Source organism: Bacteroides sp. HMSC067B03 (assembly GCF_001811315.1).
Taxonomy (GTDB): domain Bacteria; phylum Bacteroidota; class Bacteroidia; order Bacteroidales; family Bacteroidaceae; genus Bacteroides; species Bacteroides faecis.
On the sequence record NZ_KV804410.1, the window covers coordinates 15717 to 39888 of the forward strand.

Below are 24172 nucleotides of genomic sequence, written 5' to 3' on the forward strand. Positions count from 1 at the left end.
TTTCTTGAAAATGAGAAATTACGGCTTTTATAAATAAAAGCTATGAAAATTGTATATAACACTATTCTCTTTACATTACTATTTCTAGCCACAAGCTGTGATCATTCGGAGAAAATCGATGATATAAAACTTGAAATTTCACAAAACATCTTCCGCAACATCGACAATAACGGAGGGAAAATAACTGTTGCTATCACATCTAATTCTGAATGGATCATCGCAAATTCAGCTGATTGGTGCATACCAGACAAATATCAAGGAGAAGGAAACGATATACTTACTATAAAAATTCTAGCTAACACCAAACATGCAAACAGACAAACTAATCTAATCATATCCGCCCAAGGGATAAACCAAACAATCAAGATTTCACAACAAAAAGGAGAAGTTAATCCAGATTTAGATAAAATACACTATCAATTACCCGTTATTTTCCATGTTCTTTATCAAAACGAAAATGACATAAATCAATATATAAAAGAAGACCATTTAAAAGATGTATTAGTGCGAACTAACCATTTCTATCAATCTGAAAAGTGTGGAATTGATATAAATCTCGAATTTGTATTAGCAACCAAAGATAAGAATGGAACCACATTACCAGAACCTGGAGTAGAAAGAGTGCCATTTAATGAGCTTCCTATTGATTGCGAAAAGTTTATGAGAGATAATACAGGAAAATATACATCTTTACTATGGGAACCCAATGAATACATTAACATAATGGTATATCCTTTTACGGATTCGCAGATTTTAGGCATATCTACATTTCCATATAGTTTAAAGGACTTTTTTTTAGAAGGGACTCAACAGGTATCAGCTTCGTGGATCACTTTAGAGAATTTGAGTTTCCCATATTGTATATCGATCAATAGTTCATATATTTATGAGCAAAGTACAGATGAAAGAATTAATCAAAACGATGCTGCAATAACATTAGCACACGAACTCGGACACTATTTAGGATTACGTCATGTATTCTCAGAAGGAGGGACCACTTCAATGTGTACCGATACGGATTATTGCAAAGATACTCCCAGTTATAACCGTAGTGAGTATGAACAATGGCTTAACAATTTGGATAAGCAGAATAAATATCAATTAAAAGATTTAGCTAAACGATATAGCTGTGAAAAAGGAGAATATGAAGCACACAACATTATGGACTATGCATATTGCTTTTATAATGAAATAACTTTAGAACAACGAAAAAGAATACGCCATATCTTAAACTATAGCCCACTGATTCCAGGTCCCAAAGAAAGCAGAATAGATACCAGAGGCGTACAAGGCAGATTGAATTTGCCAATATGTATAATGAAATAACATAATCAGGTAAAACGGGGCAGCAAGTATTTCATCGACTGTTCCTCCATAGTAGTCAAATGTCAGGAATTTGACAATAACTAATTATCCGTTTTCTACATCACAATACAAAACTTTTATACAGGATAACTTGTTATTACAATATAACCAAACATCATGAAACGATGCTACTGACATTTTTAAACATACTGGCCACCATCATTGGCGTAATCAGCTTATTGATTGTAACCTATGGAGTATTCGTAGGATTCATCGCTTTTCTCCGTAACGAATTCAAACGGATCAACGGAACCTATACCATCAATAATGTCCGGCAGCTGAGAGCTGATTTCGGCAGTTACCTCTTATTGGGATTAGAATTTCTAATTGCATCAGACATACTAAAGACCGTAGTAGACCCGACTTTAGACGAACTGGCTATTTTAGGAGGTGTAGTTATAGTAAGAACTGTATTATCAGTCTTTCTGAATAAAGAAATAAAAGAACTAGCCGAAGAAGAAAATTCAAAAAGCACATAAATAGATTGGAATAAATAAAAAATGTATTACTTTTGCATGAATTCTTAATGACCTATGGTATGGAATATATCAATGAATTTCACAATGACTGAAATTCCAAAGAATATAAAGGACACGATATGAAAAAGAACTTACTATTATTACTTTGCTTGTTTTGTCTGGTCAATGTTTGCCATGCAAAAGCGAAAGACACTTTTACCGTTTTCCAATTAAACCTGTGGCATGGATGTACTAAAGTACCCAACGGAGATCAAGGCATTATTGATGTACTGGATCAGATGGATGCGGATGTCGTTTTTCTGTGCGAAATCAGAGACGGAAAACAGTTTATCCCTCATGTGATCGAAGAGCTGGAGAAGAGAGGAAAACATTACTATGGTGAAACGTTTGATCTTGCAATCGGTGTTTTGAGTAAATTCAAGCCGGACAGTTGGACCAAATGCTGCATCGTACCTGGTGACGAAGGTCGTGCTATGGTGAAAATGGTTGCAACAATCGAAGGCCAACCCGTATCTTTCTATTCTTGTCATTTGGACTACCGGCATTATCAATGCTATATGCCACGTGGATATAATGGTACTACCTGGAAGAAAATGGATAAGCCGATAACGGATGAAGAAGAAGTCTTGAAAGCAAACAGACAGTCTTTCCGGGATGAAACCATCCGTGCTTTTATTCAGGAAGTACAATCTGACATTCAACAAGGCCGCCCGATAATCATGGGAGGAGATTTTAATGAGCCCTCTCATTTAGACTGGCAGGCAGATACAAAGGATTTGTGGGATCATAATGGGGCTGTCATTCATTGGGACTGCTCAATGATGTTGAGCAAAGCAGGATTCAAAGATGCTTATCGTGAAAAATACCCCAATACAGTTCGATATCCCGGTTTTACATTCCCTGCCGGAAACAAACTCGCAGAAGAGGCTAAACTGGAAAAGTTGGCTTGGGCGCCTGAGGCAGACGAACGTGACCGGATTGATTTCATTTATTATCATCCATTGGAGTCGATGCTTTCCATGAAGGATAGCAAGTTGGTAGGTCCCTCCGAAACAGTTGTCCGGGGAAAAATAACAGAAAACGATTCTAAGGATAAGATTCTGACGCCTTCTTGTATTTGGCCCAGCGACCATAAAGGTAATCTCGCAATCTTTAAGATTCGGAAAAAACGGTAATAGTATATTGAGTAGGGTGACTTTCATCGTGCGTCACCCTAAAATTCCAAAGCTTCAAATCAGAGAATTCTCTTCCTGCTCTATCATCTTATCATAATACGCAATGCGTGCGGCACACTCCCGAATAGTCACCTCGCGCAATAGCTCCGTTCGTGCCAGCATGTACTCGTATTGCTCTTTGCTAACAGTGAACAGTCGGTTGTACCGAGCTTCGACATACGCCCGACATAATTTATCGAACGCTTCTATATCTTCGGGAGTATTGACAGGAAATACATTTGCGAAAGCTCGTGAACGGCTTTTAGCCATCGGGCCCAACACTTCCAATTTATGAGATTTAGGGCGAGTGCCGCCATAGACAAGCATATACGCTTTGTAGTAACGTTCGCAGGCTTGGTGTAATTCAAACGAACCGTATTTTAAATCACCGCTTTTGTAGGCAGTCTGCCCGGATCTTAAAAAACTTTCTCCCATGTCGAAGCATCCTGTATATTCTTCCTCCGCATATTGCTTAATTTCCCGATACGGCAACTTCTCCGGTTTGCCAATATGAAACGTACCGTCATCATATAACAGAATACCGTCTTTTATAGCCTCATAAAAAAAATAATGCTTCCTTCGTATAGCCCGATTAACGGTGCTCGTGCTTTCAACAATGATCTGCGGTGGTGCAGGGTGCCGCCTCCCTTCCATTCGTTTATCATACTTAGGAATGATAAAAGTATTCGCATGATTCTCCGCTTTAACAGCATCGCCCGTATCACATATCACCAGTATATCAAGGTCACTCTGGTAATAAGTAATCCCTCCGCCAGTGTCGTATGTTTCATCCCAAATGACATATTCTCCCCGTGCATAACTCCCATACAGGATAATCATACGCACATTCGCAAGGTACGCCAATATCAGTTCTTGCAGCACCGCCAGCTCTTCCTGTGTACGTTTGGGCAAACGCTTTATTGATCTTTTCATAATGCCAATCTATCTATTTTTTGCATAATGCTCTTATAATACGACCAGATTAATAATCACCACGCAGTAGAGAATATCGTCCGGGGCCTTTTTCTTAACCGCAAAGATAACTTAAATCAGTGTATTAATGATTGCATTGAAGCGCTTTTTTCAAGACTTTGATAGTGCATTCCCCTAAGAGTACTTACTCCCATCAACTCTTATACTTCATCTTACAGGTTCTCGTACTTCATACTTCCAACTCCAGTACTTCAAACTCTCAACTCTAGTACTTTACTTCTTACACTCTTGTACATCATTCCCCCTCTTCAAGTACTTCAATCATTACACTCCTCCAGTTCATTCCTTTTTCACTTTTCGTTCTTTCAGTCTACTACCATTCCTCCTCGTATCTACTGACATAAAAATTGTTAATCCGCCCGGTGGATATCATAAATATATTATACAAGCATTTTTTTCACCGGTCTGTAGAATGAAAACAAATAACCGAAAAAGCCGGATTAAACCACCTGTTGGTTTGCAACAAATGAGCTATCGTTCATTCCCGGATAACTTATCGATTAAGACAGCATCGATATCTTTTGCCAATTCTTGATAGGTCGCCAAAGGATCATCTGTATATACAGCACGAATAATCCCCTCCTTGTCTGTTATCAATATACGGGGAATGGTATGGGAAGCAAAAAGCGAAAAGACAGCATCATCATTCTGAGCGGAAAAAGGCAAGGTAAACGAATGTTTTTCCCAATAGGCTTGTACTTCAGAGCCCGATTCTGAACGGCTGATACAAGACAATAATACATCCGGATTCTCTTTATATGTATCATAAACTTTCTGAATAACCGGAAGTTCTTTCTGACAATCCGGACAATCCGTATGAAAAAAGACAATCACTCCAACCTTCCCGCTAAATGACTGCGTATTCAACATTCCCCCATCACTCATCTCTACCGAAAACTGAGGAAGGGCGTCACCGGCAACAAGAGCAAAGTCTCCCCTGTCATCATCATCGTCCGTGATACAGGAAGAAAAAACTGCCAGAACGATACATAGCAATATCACCACTTTGCTTCTTATTTCCACTTTCATATCTTTCTTCGTTAGTTATGCAACTCCCAAAAGCTCTACCTCAAATACCAATGTCGAAAAAGCCGGAATCGGACCGGATGCACGGGTTCCGTATCCCATCGTGTAAGGTATATAGATGATCCATTTATCTCCCGCACGCATCCGTTGGAGCGCCAGTTGCCAACCATCTATTACATCGCAGAGGCGGAAAGCTTCCGGACAATTACGTTCATAAGAATTATCGAACACCCGACCGTTAATCAGGCTCCCTTTATAATGAACGGTAACAATACTCCGCACATTAGGAAAAACAGTCCCCGTACCAGTCTCCAAAACCTTATAGTAGATGCCGCAAGGCAATGAAAAAATACCTTCCTGCGATGACAATTCTTTCAAGAACTCCAAATTCGTCTCTTTATATTCTTGCTTTCTTCCCATAAATACATGATTTGAATGTACAAAAGTAAGCAGATTTAAGAGAAATCTTCCATAAAAACTGTATATTTGTTTGTTGAATCATAAAACCTCATCGCTATGGGACAAATTAAAACCAGATGCAGCACTGCTGCCGGACTATTCTTGATTCTTTTGACAGTAATTGCGGGATTTTCGTCCTGTAAAAGTAATCAGAAAGACATTATTCCTTCTGCCGAATACGCTCCATACGTCAATGCTTATACGGGAGGAGTGATTTCACAAAACTCAACGATACGCATAGAACTGACACAAGACCAACCGATGGTGGACCTGAATCAGGAACTGAAAGACAATCCGTTCAGCTTCTCTCCTTCATTGAAAGGAAAAACGTATTGGGTCAGCAACAATATCATTGAATTTGTCCCCGAAGAAGGGGCACTGAAACCAGGCGCCTTTTACGAAGGAACCTTCCGACTGGGAGATTTCGTCGATGTAGACAAAAAGCTGGAAGAATTCAACTTCTCCTTCCGCGTGCAGGAACGAAACTTTAGTATTCATACCGATCCGATAACCGTCACAGCCACCCAGCCCGACCAAGTGACCGTAACGGGTGAAATACGTTTCAGCGATGTAGTGAAAAAAGAGGAAGTAGAGAAAATGCTCACAGCTGGAAGCGAAAAGAACAAAAGCTATCCGATTGAAATCACCCAGACAGATCACCCGACCCGATACGCATTCAGCATCAGTCAGATAACCAAAGAAGCGGAAGATTACCAACTGGAAATTACCGCCAAAGGCAATCCGGCAGGCATCGACCGTACCCAAAACGAAAGTATTCTGATCCCGGCAAAGAACAGTTTCCGCTTCCTGTCCGCCGTACGCATCGACCAACCGGAAAACGGAATTGAAATCATATTCTCCGACCCTGTATCCAACACACAGGACTTGAAAGGGCTCATCGACGTTCCGGAAGTTTCTTCCTCTATTTTCCAGATCAAAGAAAATAAAGTATTCGTTTACTTCGAAGCCGGCAAACTGAACAAACTGACGCTGAATATCCATGAAGGAATAAGAAACAGCCAGGACAAACCGCTGGGCACTTCCCACTCCATCTCATTCAGCGAACTGAACCTGAAACCGCAGGTAGAAATGGCTACTTCCGCCGCTATCCTGCCCGATTCGAAAAGTCTGATCATCTCCTTCCGTGCCGTCAATCTATATGCGGTGGATTTGAGCGTGATCCGTATTTTCGAAAGCAACGTATTGATGTTCATGCAGAACAACTCGCTCTCCTCAGCCAATGAATTGCGACGTTCGGGACGACTGGTTTATAAGAAGACATTGTGGCTGGCGAAAGATTCTTCCAAAGATGTGCACCGCTGGGAAGACTATTCGATAGACCTTGCCGGATTGATTCATCAGGAGCCGGGAGCCATTTACCGTGTCATCCTCTCGTTCCGCCAGGAATACTCCGCTTATCCTTGCGGGGGAAGTGAAAACAAGGAAATGCAGTTCGCGGACAACAAGTCTTCCGACAACCTGACCAAAGTCAGCGAAGAGACATTGTCGGAAGACGATGAAGCGGTATGGGACACTCCGGAAACATACTATTATTATAACGGCAGCGTGCCGATGGACTGGAGCCAGTACCGATGGACAGAACGGGATAATCCCTGCCATCCGTCCTACTATATGAATTCCGACCGGATAGCTGCCTGCAATATCTTTGCCTCCAATCTGGGAATGATTGTGAAACGTAATTCACTGAATAAGTTGTGGATTGCAGTAAATAACATTCTGGATACGAAGCCGATAGCGAAAGCACAGGTAACGATTTACAACTTCCAGCTTCAGCCGATTGGAAAGGGAGAGACGAACGGTGAAGGGCTGGTAGAAATCACTCCGAAGGGAGTTCCTTTCATAGCGGTAGCCGAAGCGGACAAGCAAAAGGCATATGTACGCGTGGTCGATGGCGAAGAGCAGTCGGTCAGCCGGTTCGATGTGGGAGGAAAAGACATTCAGAAAGGTCTGAAAGGATTTATCTATGGCGAGAGAGGCGTATGGCGTCCGGGAGATACACTGCATATTTCCTTCATGCTGGAAGACCGTGAGAAACGCATTCCGGACAAACATCCGGTAGCATTGGAGATTTACAATCCAAGAGGACAGTTCTATACCAAAATGATCTCTACGCAGGGTACAAACGGATTCTATACATTTGCCGTGCCCACACAAGCCGACGATCCCACCGGATTATGGAATGCCTACGTGAAAGTAGGAGGAACTGCCTTCCACAAGAGTCTGCGCATCGAAACCATCAAGCCGAACCGTCTGAAGATTACACTGGCTTTACCAACCATCCTTCAGGCTTCGAGCAAAGACGTATATGCCCCGCTTACTTCTTCATGGCTGACGGGAGCCACCGCATCGCGGCTGAAAGCAAAGGTCGAAATGTCCTTATCAAAGGTCAATACGCAGTTCAAGAACTACGGGCAATACCTGTTCAACAATCCGGCAACGGACTTTACGACCGTCCGGGCGGATGTGTTCAACGGGGTACTGGATGCGGAAGGAAGAGCAGGCGTCAACATACAGCTTCCGGTAGCAACGGGTGCTCCGGGCATGCTGAATGCAACGCTCACCACCCGTGTCTTCGAACCGGGAGGAGATGCGAGCATTTACTCGCAGACTGTTCCCTTCTCTCCGTTCACATCGTATGTGGGTATCAATCTGAACCAGCCGAAAGGAAAGTATATCGAAACAGACAAAGATCATGTGTTTGACATCGTGACGGTCAACGATCAGGGACAGCCGGTGAACCGTTCCAATCTGGAATATAAAATCTACCGGATCAGCTGGAGCTGGTGGTGGGAAAACGGTGAAGAGTCTTTCGGAACCTACATCAACAACAGTTCCATCACTCCCGTTGCCAGTGGTAACCTGCAGACCACAGGAGGAAAAGCCTCCTTCAAGTTCCGCATCAATTATCCGGATTGGGGACGCTATCTGGTGTACGTGAAAGACCGTGAAAGCGGACACGCCACCGGAGGAACCGTCTACATCGACTGGCCCGACTGGCGCGGACGTTCGAACAAGACAGATCCGAGCGGCATCAAGATGCTTGCTTTCTCACTGGACAAAGATTCTTATGAGATAGGAGAAACAGCCACGGCAATCATTCCCGCAGCCGCCGGAGGACGTGCGCTGGTATCCCTCGAAAACGGTTCGACCGTCTTGCAGCAGCAATGGCTCGAAGTGTCCGATCAGGGAGATACGAAACTCACCTTCAAGATTACACCGGAAATGGCTCCGAATGTTTATCTGCATATCAGCCTGTTGCAGCCTCATGCGCAGACAGTCAATGATCTGCCGATCCGTATGTACGGCATTGCTCCGGTATTTGTGACCAACCGTCAGACGATTCTGCAACCGCAGATCAAGATGCCGGAAGTGCTGCGTCCGGAAACTGACTTTAACGTGACTGTCAGCGAGAAAAGCGGAAAACCGATGACTTATACACTGGCGATTGTGGATGACGGTCTGCTCGATCTGACTAACTTCAAGACGCCCGACCCGTGGAACGAGTTTTATGCACGCGAGGCTCTCGGCATCCGTACATGGGATATGTACGACGATGTACTGGGTGCTTCCGGCGGACGTTACAGTTCATTGTTCAGCACGGGTGGAGATGCCTCGCTGAAACCGGCAGATGCCAAAGCCAACCGTTTCAAACCGGTGGTCAAATTCATCGGTCCTTTCTATCTCGCAAAAGGCAAGCAACAGACACATACGTTGAAGCTTCCGATGTATGTGGGTTCTGTACGTGCGATGGTAGTTGCCGGACAGGACGGCGCTTACGGAAATGCGGAAAAGACTGCATTTGTGCGGACACCGCTCATGCTGTTGTCTACTCTGCCCCGTGTATTGAGTACGCAGGAAGAAATTACCGTTCCGGTAAATGTATTCGCTATGGAGAACCAAGTGAAGAACGTAACCGTATCGCTGGAAGCATCCGGCGCAGGCGTACAGATCACAGGCAATCGCCAGCAGTCACTCACTTTTGACCAGCCGGGTGACCAACTGGCATACTTCACTCTGAAAACAGGCAGCAAAACCGGAAAGGCAACCATCCACCTGACGGCAAGCGGCAACGGACAGCAGACAAAAGAAACGATCGAAATAGAAGTCCGGAATCCGAATCCGGTGGTTACCTTACGCAACAGCCAATGGATAGAAGCCGGTCAGGAGGCCGAGCTGTCATACACACTGGCAGGTTCTTCTTCGGCTAACAATCAGGTGCAACTGGAAGTCTCCCGCATTCCGTCGGTAGACATCAGCCGTAGATTCGACTTCTTATACAACTATCAGCATCATTGCACAGAGCAGCTGACATCCAAAGCATTACCTCTCTTATTCGTCTCCCAGTTCAAGGCGGTGGACGAACAGGAGGCCGAGAAAATAAAGGCGAATGTACAGGAAGCTATCCGGCAGATATATGCCCGCCAGCTTCCCAACGGCGGATTTGTATACTGGCCGGGCAACGCCGTCGCCGACGAATGGATCACTTCTTACACGGGTATGTTCCTGACACTGGCACAAGAAAAAGGGTATGCCGTTCATCCGAACGTACTGAACAAATGGAAACGCTTCCAGCGTGCCGCCGCCCAAAACTGGCGTATGCCGCAGGAAGCAAGCAACTGGCAGATATGGCAATCGGAATTGCAGCAGGCCTTCCGCCTCTATACCCTTGCACTGGCCGGTGCACCGGAATACGGAGCCATGAACCGCATGAAGGAACAGCCGGGGCTCTCCATCCAAGCCAAATGGAGACTGGCAGCCGCCTACGTGCTGACCGGTAAGATGAAACCTGCCGGAGAATTAGTATACAACGCAGAAACGACCGTCATTCCTTACTCTTCCATGAATCTGATTTACGGTTCGTCCGACCGGGATGAAGCAATGATTCTGGAAACGCTCATTCTGATGAAACGGGATCGGGATGCGTTGCAACAGGCAAAGAAGGTATCACAGAATCTGGCACAGGAAAACTGGTTCAGCACGCAGTCTACCGCCTTTGCCCTGATGGCAATGGGACGACTTGCGGAGCAATTATCCGGTACACTGGATTTCACATGGAGCTGGAACGGCAAGCAACAGCCCGCCGTGAAATCTGCTAAAGCCGTATTTGAGAAGGAGATAGCTACTTCTCCGAAATCGGGAACAGTCTCTGTGAAGAATCAAGGCAAAGGAGCATTGAGCGTAGACCTGATTACACGTACCCAATTGCTGAATGATACGCTGCCAGCCATTGCCGATAATATCCGGCTGGATGTGAAATACACAGATATGGCAGGTTCACCGATTTCCGTGGAAGACATCAGACAGGGAACGGACTTTATGTCTGCCGTCACCCTATCCAATATCAGCGGTACTTCCGATTACAGCAATCTGGCACTGACCCATATCATACCGTCCGGATGGGAAATATATAATGAACGGATGATTGTTCCGGAAGCGTCCTCTTCCAATTCTAATGAAGCGAATACTCCGGAAAGTTCAGCCGGTAAGTACACCTATAAAGATATTCGTGACGACCGGGTATTGACTTATTTCGATCTGCGACGGGGTGAATCGAAAACATTTACCGTAAGGTTGCAGGCAACTTATGCAGGTAACTTCATTCTTCCGGCCATTCAGTGCGAAGCTATGTACGACGCAGCGGTACAGGCACGCACCAAAGCGGGAAGAACGACTGTCAGCCGATGACAAGACTCTGAACAATAAGACAGCATTGACAGATAGCATAAGTGCATGGGAAGTAAAATCTTGAATTTCTTCAAACGATTGTCCGTCACCAAAAAAGTAATACTTTGTATTCTTGCTTTTTTGGTGACAGGATATATCTTTTGTCTTCCCCGCCACCTGTTTCATGTCCCCTACTCCACAGTAGTGACGGACCGGAACGAGGAACTGCTGGGTGCACGCATCGCCTCCGACGGCCAATGGAGATTCCCTCCCCGAAACACAACTCCGGAAAAGATCAAGGAATGCCTCATCACTTTCGAAGACAAACATTTCTACCACCATTGGGGAGTCAATCCGTTCGCTATCGGAAGAGCTTTCTATCAGAATGTGAAGAATAAACGCATCGTAAGCGGAGGCAGTACGCTGACCATGCAGACCATCCGCCTGGCACGAAACGAATCGCGCACCTTCCGTGAGAAACTGATTGAAATGATCTGGGCCACCCGCCTGGAATTTCGCGCTTCCAAAGAGGAGATTCTTTCCATGTATATCTCCCATGCCCCTTTCGGGGGAAATGTAGTGGGACTGGATGCCGCCGCATGGCGCTACTTCGGACATTCTGCCGATGACTTATCGTGGGCGGAGTCTGCCATGCTTGCCGTTCTTCCCAACGCGCCCGCCATGATTCATCTGTCCAAAGGACGGAAAACGTTGCTTGACAAACGAAACCGCCTGCTGAAACAGCTTCTCGAAAAGAAAACCATCGATTCGTCTACCTACGAACTGGCTATCAGCGAGCCACTTCCCGATGAGCCTCATGCGCTCCCACAAATCGCACCGTACCTGGTCAGCCGGTTCTATCAGGAACGAAACGGCGAATACTCCCGTTCGACCATCAACAAGGGCATTCAGACTCAGGTAGAGGACCTGGCGGAACGATGGAGTAACGAATTCGGGCGAAGTGATATTCGCAATCTGGCCATTCTGGTGATTGACATTCCGAGCAATCAAGTGGTGGCATACTGCGGCAACGTCCATTTCGACCGGAAACAAGGAGGAAATCAAGTGGACGTCATTCAGGCTCCGAGAAGTACGGGCAGTATTCTCAAACCTTTCTTATATTACGCAATGTTACAGGAAGGAAGTTTACTGCCGGATATGTTGCTGCCGGACGTACCTGTCAATATCAACGGATTTACGCCACAGAATTTCAGTATGCAGTTCGAAGGAGCTGTTCCCGCTTCGGAAGCTCTCGCGCGTTCATTAAATATTCCCGCAGTCACGATGCTGCAAAGATACGGAGTCCCGAAGTTTCATAGTTTCCTGCAACAGGTCGGGCTAAAAACCATCAACCGTTCTTCTTCCCACTATGGTTTATCACTTATTCTGGGAGGAGCGGAAGCCACTTTATGGGATGTAACAAACGCATATGCAATGATGGGACGCAGTTTGTTGCAACTGCCGCAAACATCATGCAGCCTATTGCTCCCGACAAGCCGAATCACAGAATCAACCGGTCCTTTTCAGCCAGGCGCCGTATGGCAGACATTCGATGCCTTGAAAGAAGTCAACCGTCCCGAAGAGATTGACTGGAAATCCATTCCTTCCATGCAGACCATTGCATGGAAAACCGGAACAAGCTACGGATTCCGGGATGCTTGGGCGGTGGGTGTTACGCCCCGCTATGCAGTCGGCGTATGGGTAGGAAATGCCACCGGAGAAGGAAAACCCGGGCTGGTAGGTGCACAGACAGCCGGTCCCGTACTATTCGATATTTTTAATCTGCTCCCCTCCTCTTCGTGGTTTACACGTCCTGCGGGCATCTTTGTCGAAGCAGAGGTCTGCCGGAAATCGGGACATCTAAAAGGACGGTTCTGTGATGAAACGGACACACTTCTTGTTTTACCGGCAGGACTGCGGACAGAGGCATGCCCCTATCACCATCTCGTCACTTTATCAGCCGATGAAAGCCAGCGTATTTATGAAAATTGCGCCAACACGGAGCCTACGCTTCGAAAAAGCTGGTTCACACTGCCACCCGTATGGGAATGGTATTACAAGCAACATCATCCGGAGTATAAACCGCTGCCTCCTTTTAAAGCCGGATGCGGAGAAGATACTTTCCAGCCGATGCAATTTATATATCCTCCGATGAACGCACGCATCAAACTGCCCAAGCAACTGGATGGCAGCAAAGGTTTCCTGACTGTAGAACTGGCGCACAACAATCCTAACGCTACCGTTTTCTGGCATCTTGACGAGACCTACCAAGCGCAGACACAGGACTTTCACAAAATCTCCCTGCAACCCGCCGCCGGCAAACATTCGCTGACGGCAGTAGACGGTGAAGGAAATACCATCTCCACCACTTTCTTTGTTGAGTGATATTCATTATCTTTGCGGCATGAAACAGTCATTGAAAGAAAACGGAGGTCTGCCGGCATCCATCCTGTGGACGCTCGCCATTGTGGCAGGAGTCTCGGTAGCCAACATCTATTATATCCAACCGCTGCTAAATATGATACGCCATGAACTTGGCATATCAGAATTCCGTACCAACCTGATTGCCATGGTCACACAGATAGGCTATGCAGCGGGACTCTTGTTTATCACTCCCTTAGGTGATTTGTATCAGCGGAAAAAAATTATCCTTGTCAATTTCTTTGTCCTGATATTCTCTCTGCTGACGATTGCTTTGGCAGATAATATCCATCTGATACTCCTTGCTTCGTTCTTCACGGGAGCCTGCTCTATGATTCCGCAGATATTCATTCCCATAGCCGCCCAGTTCTCCCGTCCGGAAAACAAAGGCAGGAATGTCGGGATCGTCCTATCGGGCTTGCTGACCGGAATCCTTGCTTCACGGGTGGTCAGCGGATTCGTCGGCGAACTGTTCGGATGGCGCGAAATGTATTACATCGCCGCAGCCATGATGTTCGTCTGCGCGATTGTCGTGCTCAAAGTCCTTCCCGATATTCAGACCAACTTCCGGGGCAAGTACGGCGACCTGATGAAATCCCTGCTGGCTTTGGTGAAAGAGTTTCCGCAGCTACGTATTTATTCCATCCGTGCGGCGTTAAACTTCGGTTCCCTTCTTGCCATGTGGTCCTGCCTTGCCTTCAAGATGGGGCAAGCCCCCTTTCATGCCAATAGCGACATCATCGGTTTGCTGGGATTATGCGGTGTGGCGGGAGCATTAACCGCCTCCTTTGTGGGGAAATACGTAAAGAGAGTGGGTGTCCGCCGCTTCAACTTCATCGGTTGCGGGCTGATCCTCTTTTCATGGCTACTCTTCTTCGTCGGAGAAAACACCTACCTTGGTATCATTCTGGGAATTATCATCATCGACATAGGTATGCAGTGTATCCAGCTCAGTAATCAGACCAGTATCTTCGAACTGTCACCCCGGGCCTCCAACCGCATCAATACAATTTTCATGACGACCTACTTCGTCGGCGGTTCCCTGGGAACCTTCCTTGCGGGTACATTCTGGCAATTGTACGGATGGCATGGTGTTATCGGAATTGGAGCTACACTGACCTGCATTTCTTTACTAATTACAACTTTGTCGAAGAAGTGAGTCAACAAAACGGAGCAGTAAACCGTTTAATACAAAAAAAGGGAAACATGAAATACGGAGTTAACAAAGAAATCTTACTTATCACAGCAGGCACCGTCTGGATTATCGCCGGTGCCAATATCTTGCGAATAGGCATCGTTACATGGCTTAATAACTCCGAAGGCTGGATGTTCAAGATAGGAGAAGCAACCATCGTCTTTCTGCTGTTCTTCGTATTAATCTTCAAAAGACTCTATTACAAGCATACCCAAAGGATCGAACGGAAAAAGGAACAGAAGAACTGCCCTTTCTCCTTCTTCGATGTCAAAAGCTGGATCGTCATGATCTTTATGATCTGCCTTGGCATCACCATCCGCAGCTTCCACCTGTTGCCCGAAAGTTTTATATCTGTCTTCTACACAGGACTGTCCATCGCACTGATCCTGACCGGCGTACTCTTCATCCGTTACTGGTGGCTGAGGCGCAAGACGAATCCGGTGTAACAGGAGAGCATCTATATTCCAATAAAATATAAACTTATAATAAATTTTATTGTGCTGTCCGGCAAGGTAAAAAGAATTCTGTCTTTTTATTGTATCTTTGCGCGACCAAAAAAATAAAGAAATGATTCCAACCCAACAGGATATTGCCGAATTCACCCGCTTTCAACGAAACGAGATAACAGAAAGCATCTTATATGAACGGCTCGCATCTATCGAAAAAGACGAGAATAACCGCAAAACGCTCCGACTGATAGCAGCAGAAGAAAAGTCGCATTACGCTATCCTCAAGAAATATACAGGAAAAGAAATCGGTCCGGACTATAAGCGTATCGCCCGTTTCTACTTTCTGGCACGCATACTAGGTATCACATTCGCCATCAAATTAATGGAGTCCAGTGAGGAAAATGCCCATAATAATTATGATAAATATGCCCATATACCAGACCTGCAACGTCTGGCACATGAAGAAGAAGTGCACGAGCAGAAGTTGATTTCACTTATCAATGAAGAACGGCTGGAATATATGGGATCGGTCGTACTAGGACTTAATGATGCGCTGGTTGAGTTTACAGGTGCACTGGCAGGTTTCACACTTGCCTTGAGTGACAGTAAACTGATAGCACTGACCGGCAGTATCACAGGGATAGCCGCTGCACTGTCAATGGCATCTTCCGAATATCTTTCTACCAAATCGGAAGGGGATGATAAGAAACATCCGGTAAAAGCTGCTGTATATACAGGAATCGCCTATCTGATCACGGTAGTGTCACTGGTTACTCCGTTTATACTGATCAGCAATGTAATCGTAGCTTTGGGAGTGATGCTGACCATGGCACTTATCATCATTGCCCTTTTCAACTACTATTATTCCGTAGCCCGTGGAGAAAGCTTCCGAAAGAGGTTTACGGAAATGGCTGTACTCAGTTTCAGTGTGGCAGGTATCAGTTTCCTGATAGGATACGCTCTAAAGACATTTACCGGAATCGATGCCTGAAATCAATAAAGCATCCGACATCATTGAAGGTCCGGTAGTTACATAATAAAGAAACCTAAACCACCAGATTAAATAATAAAGCGTTATATTTAGAATGAAGAAAGCTCCATCTCCCCTCGTATCACTATTGCCCATTGTCGTATTAGTGATATTACTATTCGCCACCATTCGTGTATTTGGCAGTGATGCCCTCAATGGTGGAAGTCAGGTATCGCTGCTTACTACCACCTCCATTTGTATCCTTATCGGCATGGCTTTCTACAAAATCCCCTGGAAAGACTACGAACTGGCAATCACGAACAACGTGGCAGGAGTGACAACAGCCATCATCATCTTACTGATTATCGGCGCATTAAGCGGTATCTGGATGATTAGCGGAGTAGTGCCCACTTTGATTTATTACGGAATGCAGATTATCCATCCCAGTTTCTTCCTGACATCCACCTGTATTATTTGCGTATTGATCTCCGTTATGACCGGAAGTTCATGGACAACGATCGCTACCATCGGTATTGCCCTCATGGGCATCGGAAAGGCACAGGGATTTGAAGAAGGCTGGATTGCGGGAGCTATCATCTCCGGTGCCTATTTCGGCGATAAGGTTTCTCCCTTGTCCGAGACGACCATATTGGCGGCATCCGTCACGGACACGCCCCTCTTCCGTCATATCCGCTATATGATGATTACTACGGTGCCCTCACTGATCATTACACTGATTATATTTACGGTAGCAGGTCTGTCTCATGACGCCAGCAACACCCAGCACATCGCGGAAGTGGCAGCTGCCCTGAACGAAAAGTTCCATATCACCCCGTGGCTGCTGATTATACCGATAGCAACAGGCATATTGATTGCACGGAAAGTGCCTTCCATCATTACCCTGTTTCTGTCCACTCTATTGGCGGGCATTTTCGCTCTGATCTTCCAACCGGATTTGTTGCGGGAAATTTCGGGGGCTGCCGTTTCCAACTTCGACTCCCTATTTAAAGGACTGATGATGACCATCTACGGCAAGACAAGCCTGCAGACCGACAATGCCGTTTTGACAGATTTAATTGCCACCCGTGGTATGTCGGGAATGATGAATACAATCTGGCTGATTTTATGTGCGATGTGTTTCGGCGGAGCTATGACTGCCAGCGGTATGCTGGGAAGCATCACATCGCTCTTCGTACGCTTCATGAAGAAAACGGTCAGCGTCGTATCGGCTACGGTTTGTTCCGGGCTTTTCCTCAACCTGGCAACTGCCGATCAATATATCAGCATTATCCTGACCGGGAATATGTTTCGCGACATTTATGCTAAAAAAGGTTACGAAAGCGGCCTGCTCAGCCGGACTACGGAAGATTCAGTAACCGTTACATCCGTACTGATTCCGTGGAATACCTGCGGGATGACGCAAGCCACTATTCTGAGCGTGCCTACGCTGGTGTACCTCCCCTATTGCTTTTTCAACATTATCAGTCCTTTAATGAGTATTGCCGTGGCAGCCATCGGATATAAAATTGTAAAACGCTCGTGAACAATCTGGCATACACTTTGTTTTTGCAATAAACGAACAACGTATTAAACCTAAACAAAAAAAAGTTATGAAAAAGTTTATTGCATTATTAGCATTAGTTTTAGTAAGTGCGAGCACAATGATGTATGCACAGGAAAGTAACGCAGCCATCCGCCGCGCAGACAGAAAAGCAGAAAGAGACGCAGAAAGAGCAAAACTTCGCGCAGAAGAACAAGTACAGGACATGGCAGCTTACCAGCAGGCTGTTCAGGCTTTGAAAAACAAACAGTTTGTTCTGGAAGCCAATCAGGTAATCTTCCGTAACGGTATGAGTGCTTTCGTGACTTCCAACACTAACTTCGTCCTGATGAACGGAAACAGAGCCACTGTACAGACAGCTTTCAACACTCCTTATCCCGGCCCTAACGGTATCGGCGGTGTGACTGTAGACGGTAACTCTTCGGACATGAAGATGAACATCGATAAGAAAGGAAATGTAAACTGCTCATTCAGTGTACAGGGTATCGGTATCTCAGCTCAGGTATTTATCAACATGAGCAGCGGTAACAACAATGCTTCGGTATCAATCAGCCCGAACTTCAATAACAACAACCTGACATTGAACGGTAACATCGTCCCACTGGATCAATCCAACATCTTCAAAGGACGCGCCTGGTAATCCGAACAGAAGAATATGATAGCAACTCCGCTACAAATCGCGCAAAATGCGTACATTTGTAGCGGAGTTTTTAATTTATCAATTCTTATGAGGGAATATATCATCGCAGACAACCAGGATATCAGTAAAGCAGGAATGATGTTTCTGCTAAGCCGCCAAAAGGATGTATCTGTTCTTTTAGAAGCCGACAACAAGGCTGAGCTGATTCAGCAACTGCGTCTGTATCCGCAAGCGGTGGTTATTCTGGATTATACTTTATTTGATTTCGCCGGAGCAGACGAACTGATTGTCTTGCAGGAGCGATTCAAAGAAGCCGACTGGATTCTGTTTTCCGATGAGTTGAGCATTCCTTTTCTCCGGCAGGTATTGTTCAGCAGTATGGCTTTCGGAGTAGTCATGAAGGACAATTCGAAAGAAGAGATCATGACCGCCTTGCAATGCGCTTCACGCAAACAGCGGTATATCTGCAATCATGTCAGCAATCTGCTGCTTTCGGGATCGGTCCCTTCTGCCCCATCCCCTGCCACCACAGAAGATCATCTGCTGACACAAACAGAGAAAAACATCCTCAAAGAGATCGCGTTGGGAAAGACGACCAAAGAAATAGCCGCAGAAAAGAATCTCAGTTTCCATACGATAAACAGCCACCGAAAGAATATCTTCCGGAAGCTGGGAGTCAACAATGTACACGAGGCTACCAAGTATGCGATGCGTGCAGGGATTGTCGACTTGGCGGAATATTATATTTGAGACAGCCGGCTAAAGATCGATCCCGGCGGAAAGCTGCTAACGGACAATCTCACCACTTCCCACACAAACTCCCGCTTCCTGATCATAAACGACCCCGAACTGACCGGGCGCAATGCCCTGCAACTTCTCGGAAGACAAGATACGGAACCGATTGCCCTCTTCCTGAATCAGCCTTCCCCTTGTAAATTCGGGAGTGTGACGAATCTTGAACGTAATATCAACCTCCTTTCCCGCATCTTTCCACGGATTATCCGTAATAAAGTGGAAATCATTGATCCGGAATTCATGCCCAAACTGCGTCTCTACTCCATATCCATGAGAGACATAGATGATATTTTCCTGCACATCCTTCTTTATCACAAACCAGGGACCGCCACTCAGTCCAAGACCTTTCCGCTGCCCGATCGTATGAAACCAGTAGCCGCGATGTGTGCCCACTCTCTTTCCGGTCTCCAGTTCTATAATCGCCCCTTCCTGTTCTCCCAAAAAGCGACGCACGAAATCATTATAGTTAATCTTCCCCAAAAAGCAAATCCCCTGACTATCCTTTCTCCGGGCACTGGGCAGTCCTGCATTGCGTGCAATCTCGCGTACTTCCTGCTTCATCAGCCCGCCAACAGGAAACATCAGTTTGGAAACTTGCAGATAGTCTATCTGTGCAAGGAAATCTGTCTGGTCTTTAACAGGGTCTTTGGCTGTCCCCAGCCAAGTCTTACCGTCCCGCTGGACGGTAGTGGCATAATGCCCTGTCGCTGTAAAATCGAAATTCTTTCCGACACGCTGCTCAAAACAACCGAACTTGATGAGTTTGTTGCACATCACGTCCGGGTTCGGCGTCAGTCCTTTTCTGATTTTATCAATCGCATAAGCAGCCACGTTCTCCCAGTACTCCTTATGCAAATCAACCACTTCCAGCGACAAGCCATACTTACGGGCAATGGCGGCAGACATTTCAATATCTTCTTCAGCCGAGCAATCCATATACTCCGCTCCATCCATACCTATCTTGATATAGAAAAGAGTCGGACGGTATCCTTGCTCACAAAGAAGGTGAACGACGACAGAGCTATCGACACCTCCGGATAATAATGCAGCTATATTCATCATAATTATTCATTTAACACCAAAGAAGTGCTAATATGCCAATGTATTATGATCATAATCATCGACAAATTAGCACACAGGCAAATCTGTTTCATCAAATCTTTGTCAAAGTCAGGTTGTGGTCCATCCAAAAATCATTAACTCTATATCACTCTCTTCGGATTCTAATTATTCTCTTTATTCTCTCTCTATTATATTAATACCTGTCATTCATTTCCGATGTTGCAAAGATAAGGCGGGATTTGCTAACAGCCTATCACATATTGAAGGCATTTTTATACCATAAATGTGGTAGATAAGCAAAGTATTTCCTACATTTGCACACTGAAAAGCTTTTTATGATGACGAATTTACGCAAAATACTACTCATACCTGCTCTGATCGTCGTATCTGTCAGCAGTTTCTTTTCTTGTGGTGTAGACCGCTGGCCGGAATATGCCCACCTGACCGAACTGGATAGCTGGATGTATGACATTATGCAAGAGAACTATCTGTGGTATCAGAATATGCCTTCCTACAATGACGTTAATCTATTTCTGGACCCCGCTTCCTTTCTATCCAAAGCGAAATGGGACCAAGACAGCTATTCTTTTGTAGACTCTGTGATGGAAGCTCCATTGCCAACCTATGGATTCGACTATTCACTTGTAAAAAGCCAGGATAACGATACGGCATACAATGCCCTGATTACCTATGTTATCCCCGAATCGCCCGCAGCAAAGGCCGGTCTTCAACGTGGCGACTGGATTATGAAAGTAGATACTTCCTACATCAGTAAGAAGTATGAAACACAACTGCTGCAAGGCACGATAGCAAGAGAGCTTTCTATGGGGATATGGAAGGAAGTTGAAGTAGAGCCCGAAGAAGGAGAAGAAGTTCCGGAAGAGCCGGTAATGGTATACAAAGTAGTACCGAACGGCATTACGCTGGATTTGGGAGCAGCCCAGTCTATCGAAGACCAGCCGGTACATAAATACGAAATTCTGACCTTAAATGATGGTACCAAAGTAGGCTATCTGATGTACAACAGTTTCACTGCCGGCACTAGCGCCGATCCGGAAAAGTACAACGACAAACTACGCGAAGTCTCTACCAAATTTAAAGAAGCCAATGTAAAGGCCACCATACTCGACCTTCGCTACAATGCGGGAGGATCTCTGGATTGTGTTCAGTTATTAGCTACCATCCTCGTTCCGAGTGCAAGAATGGGTACCCCTATGGCTTACCTGGAGTACAATGACAAAAACATAGACAAGAGCACTACCATCGATTTTGATCAGGAAGTATTGAAAACCGGTACCAACCTGAACCAGAACGTATTGATAGTGATTACCAGCGGCACAACAGCCGGAGCAGCGGAAATGCTGCTGACCAGTCTATACAAAAAGGACCAGTACCCTAACATCATTGTGATGGGCAGCGCAAGTAAAGGACAAACTGTAGCCACCGAACAGTTCATCAATGAGACTTACCGCTGGTCTGTCAATCCTGTGGTATGTACCGTTTACAATTCAGATCACGTCGCAGGCGAAGAACCATTCATTCTTACTCCGAGCGATCAATTCAAGATAAGTGAAACGTCCATTGACGGAACGACCAACTACAGCCAGTTTCTTCCTTTCGGTGATCCCAAAGAGAGAATGCTAAGCATAGCCATTCAGACGCTGGAAGGAACTTATCCGCCGAAAGACGAAGATAAAGAAGAAGAAACTCCAAGCACGAAGAGCTTCAAGATAGAAAAGAATGTCAGTAGTCCTGCCAGCAGACGGTTTGCCGGAGGATTACGGATTAAATAAGCGGTAATGAGAAAGATACTCCTCTTAGTCTGCATGATGACAGTCATATTCGGTTGCTCGGATGATGAAGAAAAGGCATGGACAGAAATTGAAATCCCGACTCCTGCAATGAGCAGAATGCTGTTAACTGAATTCTGCAAGTCTGACGGAATAGGAGTATCTGACGTTACGAAAAGAGAAGAGTTCTCTTATCAAGAGAATTGGCTGACGGATTATATCTATTCACAGGAGGTTTCTATTGCCGACCTGACGGAAACTATCACTAACCCGATAGCAGTTCGATACGAGAATAACAGAGGCAGTGTCACCCTTACCGACGAAACGGGCATCCAACGCAAATATACTTTAAACGAACAAGGATACGCTACACAGTGTAAATACACTTCGTTCGGTCAGAAGAGAGAATATACCTTTTCCTATACAGACGGCTATCTGACACTGGTAAAGGAAACCCTGCCCAAAGAAGGAAGCAGCGAAGCAACCACTACACAAACCCTTTCACTGAAATACGAGCAAGGAGACCTGGTCTCTGCAACTTGTCCTTCGCTGACCAACGAATCATTCACCGGGTACGGAGAGCTGCAAACCCATTATGAACCCGGAAAGGATATTAATTATTATCGCCTGCCCTGTCCGGTACTGGCAGATACTTATCCTCTCTCCTTTCATCGTGAAGCGATGTTTGCAGGGATACTGGGCAAACCGACACAGCATCTCACCGTTGCTTCCTATCCCGACCAGACGGGTGATACCTACACCGAAAGAACCGAATATTCATATAGCTTTGACAAGAAGAACAAACCTACCGGCTTACATATCCAGACTAAATATGGTAACGGTAAAAGCATGAATTATATAAACCGTACCATCAATATTTCCATCGAATAACCCCGTTTTTGTCAAGAGCAGAATTACAGATTCTTAACTCACGGTTCCCTTTTTCGTGAACGAAAGGCACATTTGCCGTAACAAAGCATCGGTTTTCACTTAACAAAGCATCGGTTTTCACCTGACAAAGCATCTAATCTTGCTTGACAAAGCATCTAATTTTCATCAGAAAGCAGGTAAAAGTCAACCCAAAGCCGAGGTAAAGTCATTTTTCCCCCCGACTAAACACAAAAAAAGGAGAAAGTTCTCACTTCCTCCTTCTATCGTAGTTTAATTTCAATCTACTATATGATTATGCATCCAAAGATACGACATTCGGATGCTAAAGTCAAGCTTTTCCGGTTTTATTTCTTGAAGAACTTATCAAAGAACAAAATCTGATAATCGATAGAGTTATTCCAATACTCTCCGGTATGCCCTCCGGGACGAGTGATAAAGTCATGGTCGATTTTCTTTTCCAACAAGCGGTTGTGCAAATCCTTATTCACCTGAATGAAAAAGTCTGCTTCGCCACAATCAAAGATAATCGCCAGATCTCCATTCTGTATTTTATCAATCTGGTTGATAACAGTATGTGTATCCCATATTTCCTTGTTAGATTCATAGTCTCCCAAGCGTTTTGCCATATCCCAGTTCTTCGGGAACGGGCGAATATCCACACCGCCACTTGTGCTTCCACAAGCGCCAAAAGTATCTTTATGACGGATAGCCGTCCACAAGCCGCCATGTCCACCCATACTCAACCCTGTAATGGCACGTCCTTTACGGTCGGCGATTGTCTTGTAATGTCCGTCTATGTACTTCACCAGCTCCGATGAAACAAACGTTTCATACCGGAAAGACGGATCTTTCGGACTATCCCAGTACCAGCTGGTACTTCCGTCCGGACAAACAAAAATGATGCCTTTCTCATCCGCTATCTGAGGCAGATTGGGCTTGATTTCAATCCATGTCTTGGCATGACCGCCAAAGCCATGCAACAGATACACAGCAGGGCATGATACAGCTTTCTTTCCCAGGGCTGCATCAGGAGTTACTACCACCACCTTTATTTCCTTATTCATGGAAGGGCTTTTCACTAATAAAGTATCTACCCTGGCTGCAAAAGAAGGTGCCAGCCAAACTAACAAAAGAGCAATTAATAGAAGTCTATTCTTTTTCATTGTGTTTATAAATA

Annotated in this window: 18 protein-coding genes; 13 read left to right on the top strand and 5 right to left on the bottom strand. The window is 45.3% G+C overall.

Going from position 1 to position 24172, the window contains the following annotated elements:
• Nucleotides 1–42 precede the first annotated feature (42 nt).
• The 3 genes from HMPREF2794_RS18405 (at nucleotide 43) to HMPREF2794_RS18415 (ending at nucleotide 3019) form a co-directional block, all read left to right on the top strand.
• Nucleotides 43–1326 carry a zinc-dependent metalloproteinase lipoprotein gene (locus HMPREF2794_RS18405; protein WP_008760487.1) on the top strand — a complete coding sequence of 428 codons (1284 nt, stop codon included), beginning with the start codon at nucleotides 43–45 and terminating at the stop codon, nucleotides 1324–1326.
• A gap of 164 nt (nucleotides 1327–1490) precedes the next feature.
• On the top strand, nucleotides 1491–1844 hold the full coding sequence (locus HMPREF2794_RS18410; protein ID WP_008766711.1) for a DUF1622 domain-containing protein: 354 nt from the start codon (nucleotides 1491–1493) through the stop codon (nucleotides 1842–1844).
• A 119-nt stretch (nucleotides 1845–1963) separates the two neighbouring features.
• Nucleotides 1964–3019, top strand: a complete 1056-nt coding sequence (locus HMPREF2794_RS18415) for an endonuclease/exonuclease/phosphatase family protein (protein ID WP_010537467.1) — start codon at nucleotides 1964–1966, stop codon at nucleotides 3017–3019.
• A gap of 54 nt (nucleotides 3020–3073) precedes the next feature.
• Here the strand turns inward: HMPREF2794_RS18415 and HMPREF2794_RS18420 are convergent, their stop codons facing one another.
• From HMPREF2794_RS18420 to HMPREF2794_RS18430, 3 genes are all read right to left on the bottom strand, one after another.
• Entirely contained in the window at nucleotides 3074–3991 is a 918-nt protein-coding gene (locus HMPREF2794_RS18420) for a HEPN domain-containing protein (protein ID WP_070752150.1), read from the bottom strand.
• A 531-nt stretch (nucleotides 3992–4522) separates the two neighbouring features.
• A complete protein-coding gene (locus tag HMPREF2794_RS18425; RefSeq protein WP_010537464.1) occupies nucleotides 4523–5080 on the bottom strand; it encodes a TlpA family protein disulfide reductase in 558 nt (185 codons plus the stop codon).
• 15 nt (nucleotides 5081–5095) lie between these two features.
• On the bottom strand, nucleotides 5096–5497 hold the full coding sequence (locus HMPREF2794_RS18430) for a BamJ family beta-barrel-assembly machinery protein (RefSeq protein WP_070752152.1): 402 nt from the start codon (nucleotides 5495–5497) through the stop codon (nucleotides 5096–5098).
• A gap of 96 nt (nucleotides 5498–5593) precedes the next feature.
• Here HMPREF2794_RS18430 and HMPREF2794_RS18435 point away from each other — a divergent pair, with 96 nt between their 5' ends.
• From HMPREF2794_RS18435 to HMPREF2794_RS18470, 8 genes are all read left to right on the top strand, one after another.
• Entirely contained in the window at nucleotides 5594–11242 is a 5649-nt protein-coding gene (locus tag HMPREF2794_RS18435; protein WP_070752155.1) for an alpha-2-macroglobulin family protein, read from the top strand.
• Nucleotides 11243–11287: 45 nt separating this feature from the next.
• A complete protein-coding gene (pbpC, locus tag HMPREF2794_RS18440; protein WP_070752157.1) occupies nucleotides 11288–13606 on the top strand; it encodes a penicillin-binding protein 1C in 2319 nt (772 codons plus the stop codon).
• 19 nt (nucleotides 13607–13625) lie between these two features.
• Nucleotides 13626–14801 carry an MFS transporter gene (locus HMPREF2794_RS18445; protein ID WP_008766719.1) on the top strand — a complete coding sequence of 392 codons (1176 nt, stop codon included), beginning with the start codon at nucleotides 13626–13628 and terminating at the stop codon, nucleotides 14799–14801.
• Between the two features lie 47 nt (nucleotides 14802–14848).
• A complete protein-coding gene (locus HMPREF2794_RS18450; RefSeq protein ID WP_055269960.1) occupies nucleotides 14849–15283 on the top strand; it encodes a hypothetical protein in 435 nt (144 codons plus the stop codon).
• A 121-nt stretch (nucleotides 15284–15404) separates the two neighbouring features.
• A complete protein-coding gene (locus HMPREF2794_RS18455; RefSeq protein ID WP_008760477.1) occupies nucleotides 15405–16277 on the top strand; it encodes a VIT1/CCC1 transporter family protein in 873 nt (290 codons plus the stop codon).
• A 94-nt stretch (nucleotides 16278–16371) separates the two neighbouring features.
• Complete coding sequence (locus HMPREF2794_RS18460; RefSeq protein ID WP_070752159.1) at nucleotides 16372–17799, top strand: Na+/H+ antiporter NhaC family protein; 1428 nt, start codon at nucleotides 16372–16374, stop codon at nucleotides 17797–17799.
• Nucleotides 17800–17866: 67 nt separating this feature from the next.
• Complete coding sequence (locus tag HMPREF2794_RS18465; protein WP_010537460.1) at nucleotides 17867–18457, top strand: DUF4251 domain-containing protein; 591 nt, start codon at nucleotides 17867–17869, stop codon at nucleotides 18455–18457.
• Between the two features lie 87 nt (nucleotides 18458–18544).
• A complete protein-coding gene (locus HMPREF2794_RS18470; protein WP_070752224.1) occupies nucleotides 18545–19207 on the top strand; it encodes a response regulator transcription factor in 663 nt (220 codons plus the stop codon).
• 36 nt (nucleotides 19208–19243) lie between these two features.
• Here HMPREF2794_RS18470 and mnmA read toward each other — a convergent pair whose 3' ends face one another.
• Entirely contained in the window at nucleotides 19244–20311 is a 1068-nt protein-coding gene (mnmA, locus tag HMPREF2794_RS18475) for a tRNA 2-thiouridine(34) synthase MnmA (RefSeq protein WP_022302107.1), read from the bottom strand.
• A 338-nt stretch (nucleotides 20312–20649) separates the two neighbouring features.
• Between mnmA and HMPREF2794_RS18480 the strand changes: the two genes are divergently transcribed.
• Complete coding sequence (locus tag HMPREF2794_RS18480; protein ID WP_070752161.1) at nucleotides 20650–22107, top strand: S41 family peptidase; 1458 nt, start codon at nucleotides 20650–20652, stop codon at nucleotides 22105–22107.
• Between the two features lie 6 nt (nucleotides 22108–22113).
• Entirely contained in the window at nucleotides 22114–22995 is an 882-nt protein-coding gene (locus tag HMPREF2794_RS18485; RefSeq protein ID WP_070752163.1) for a DUF4595 domain-containing protein, read from the top strand.
• Nucleotides 22996–23339: 344 nt separating this feature from the next.
• Here HMPREF2794_RS18485 and HMPREF2794_RS18490 read toward each other — a convergent pair whose 3' ends face one another.
• A complete protein-coding gene (locus HMPREF2794_RS18490; RefSeq protein WP_010537455.1) occupies nucleotides 23340–24158 on the bottom strand; it encodes an alpha/beta hydrolase in 819 nt (272 codons plus the stop codon).
• Between the last annotated feature and the right edge of the window lie 14 nt (nucleotides 24159–24172).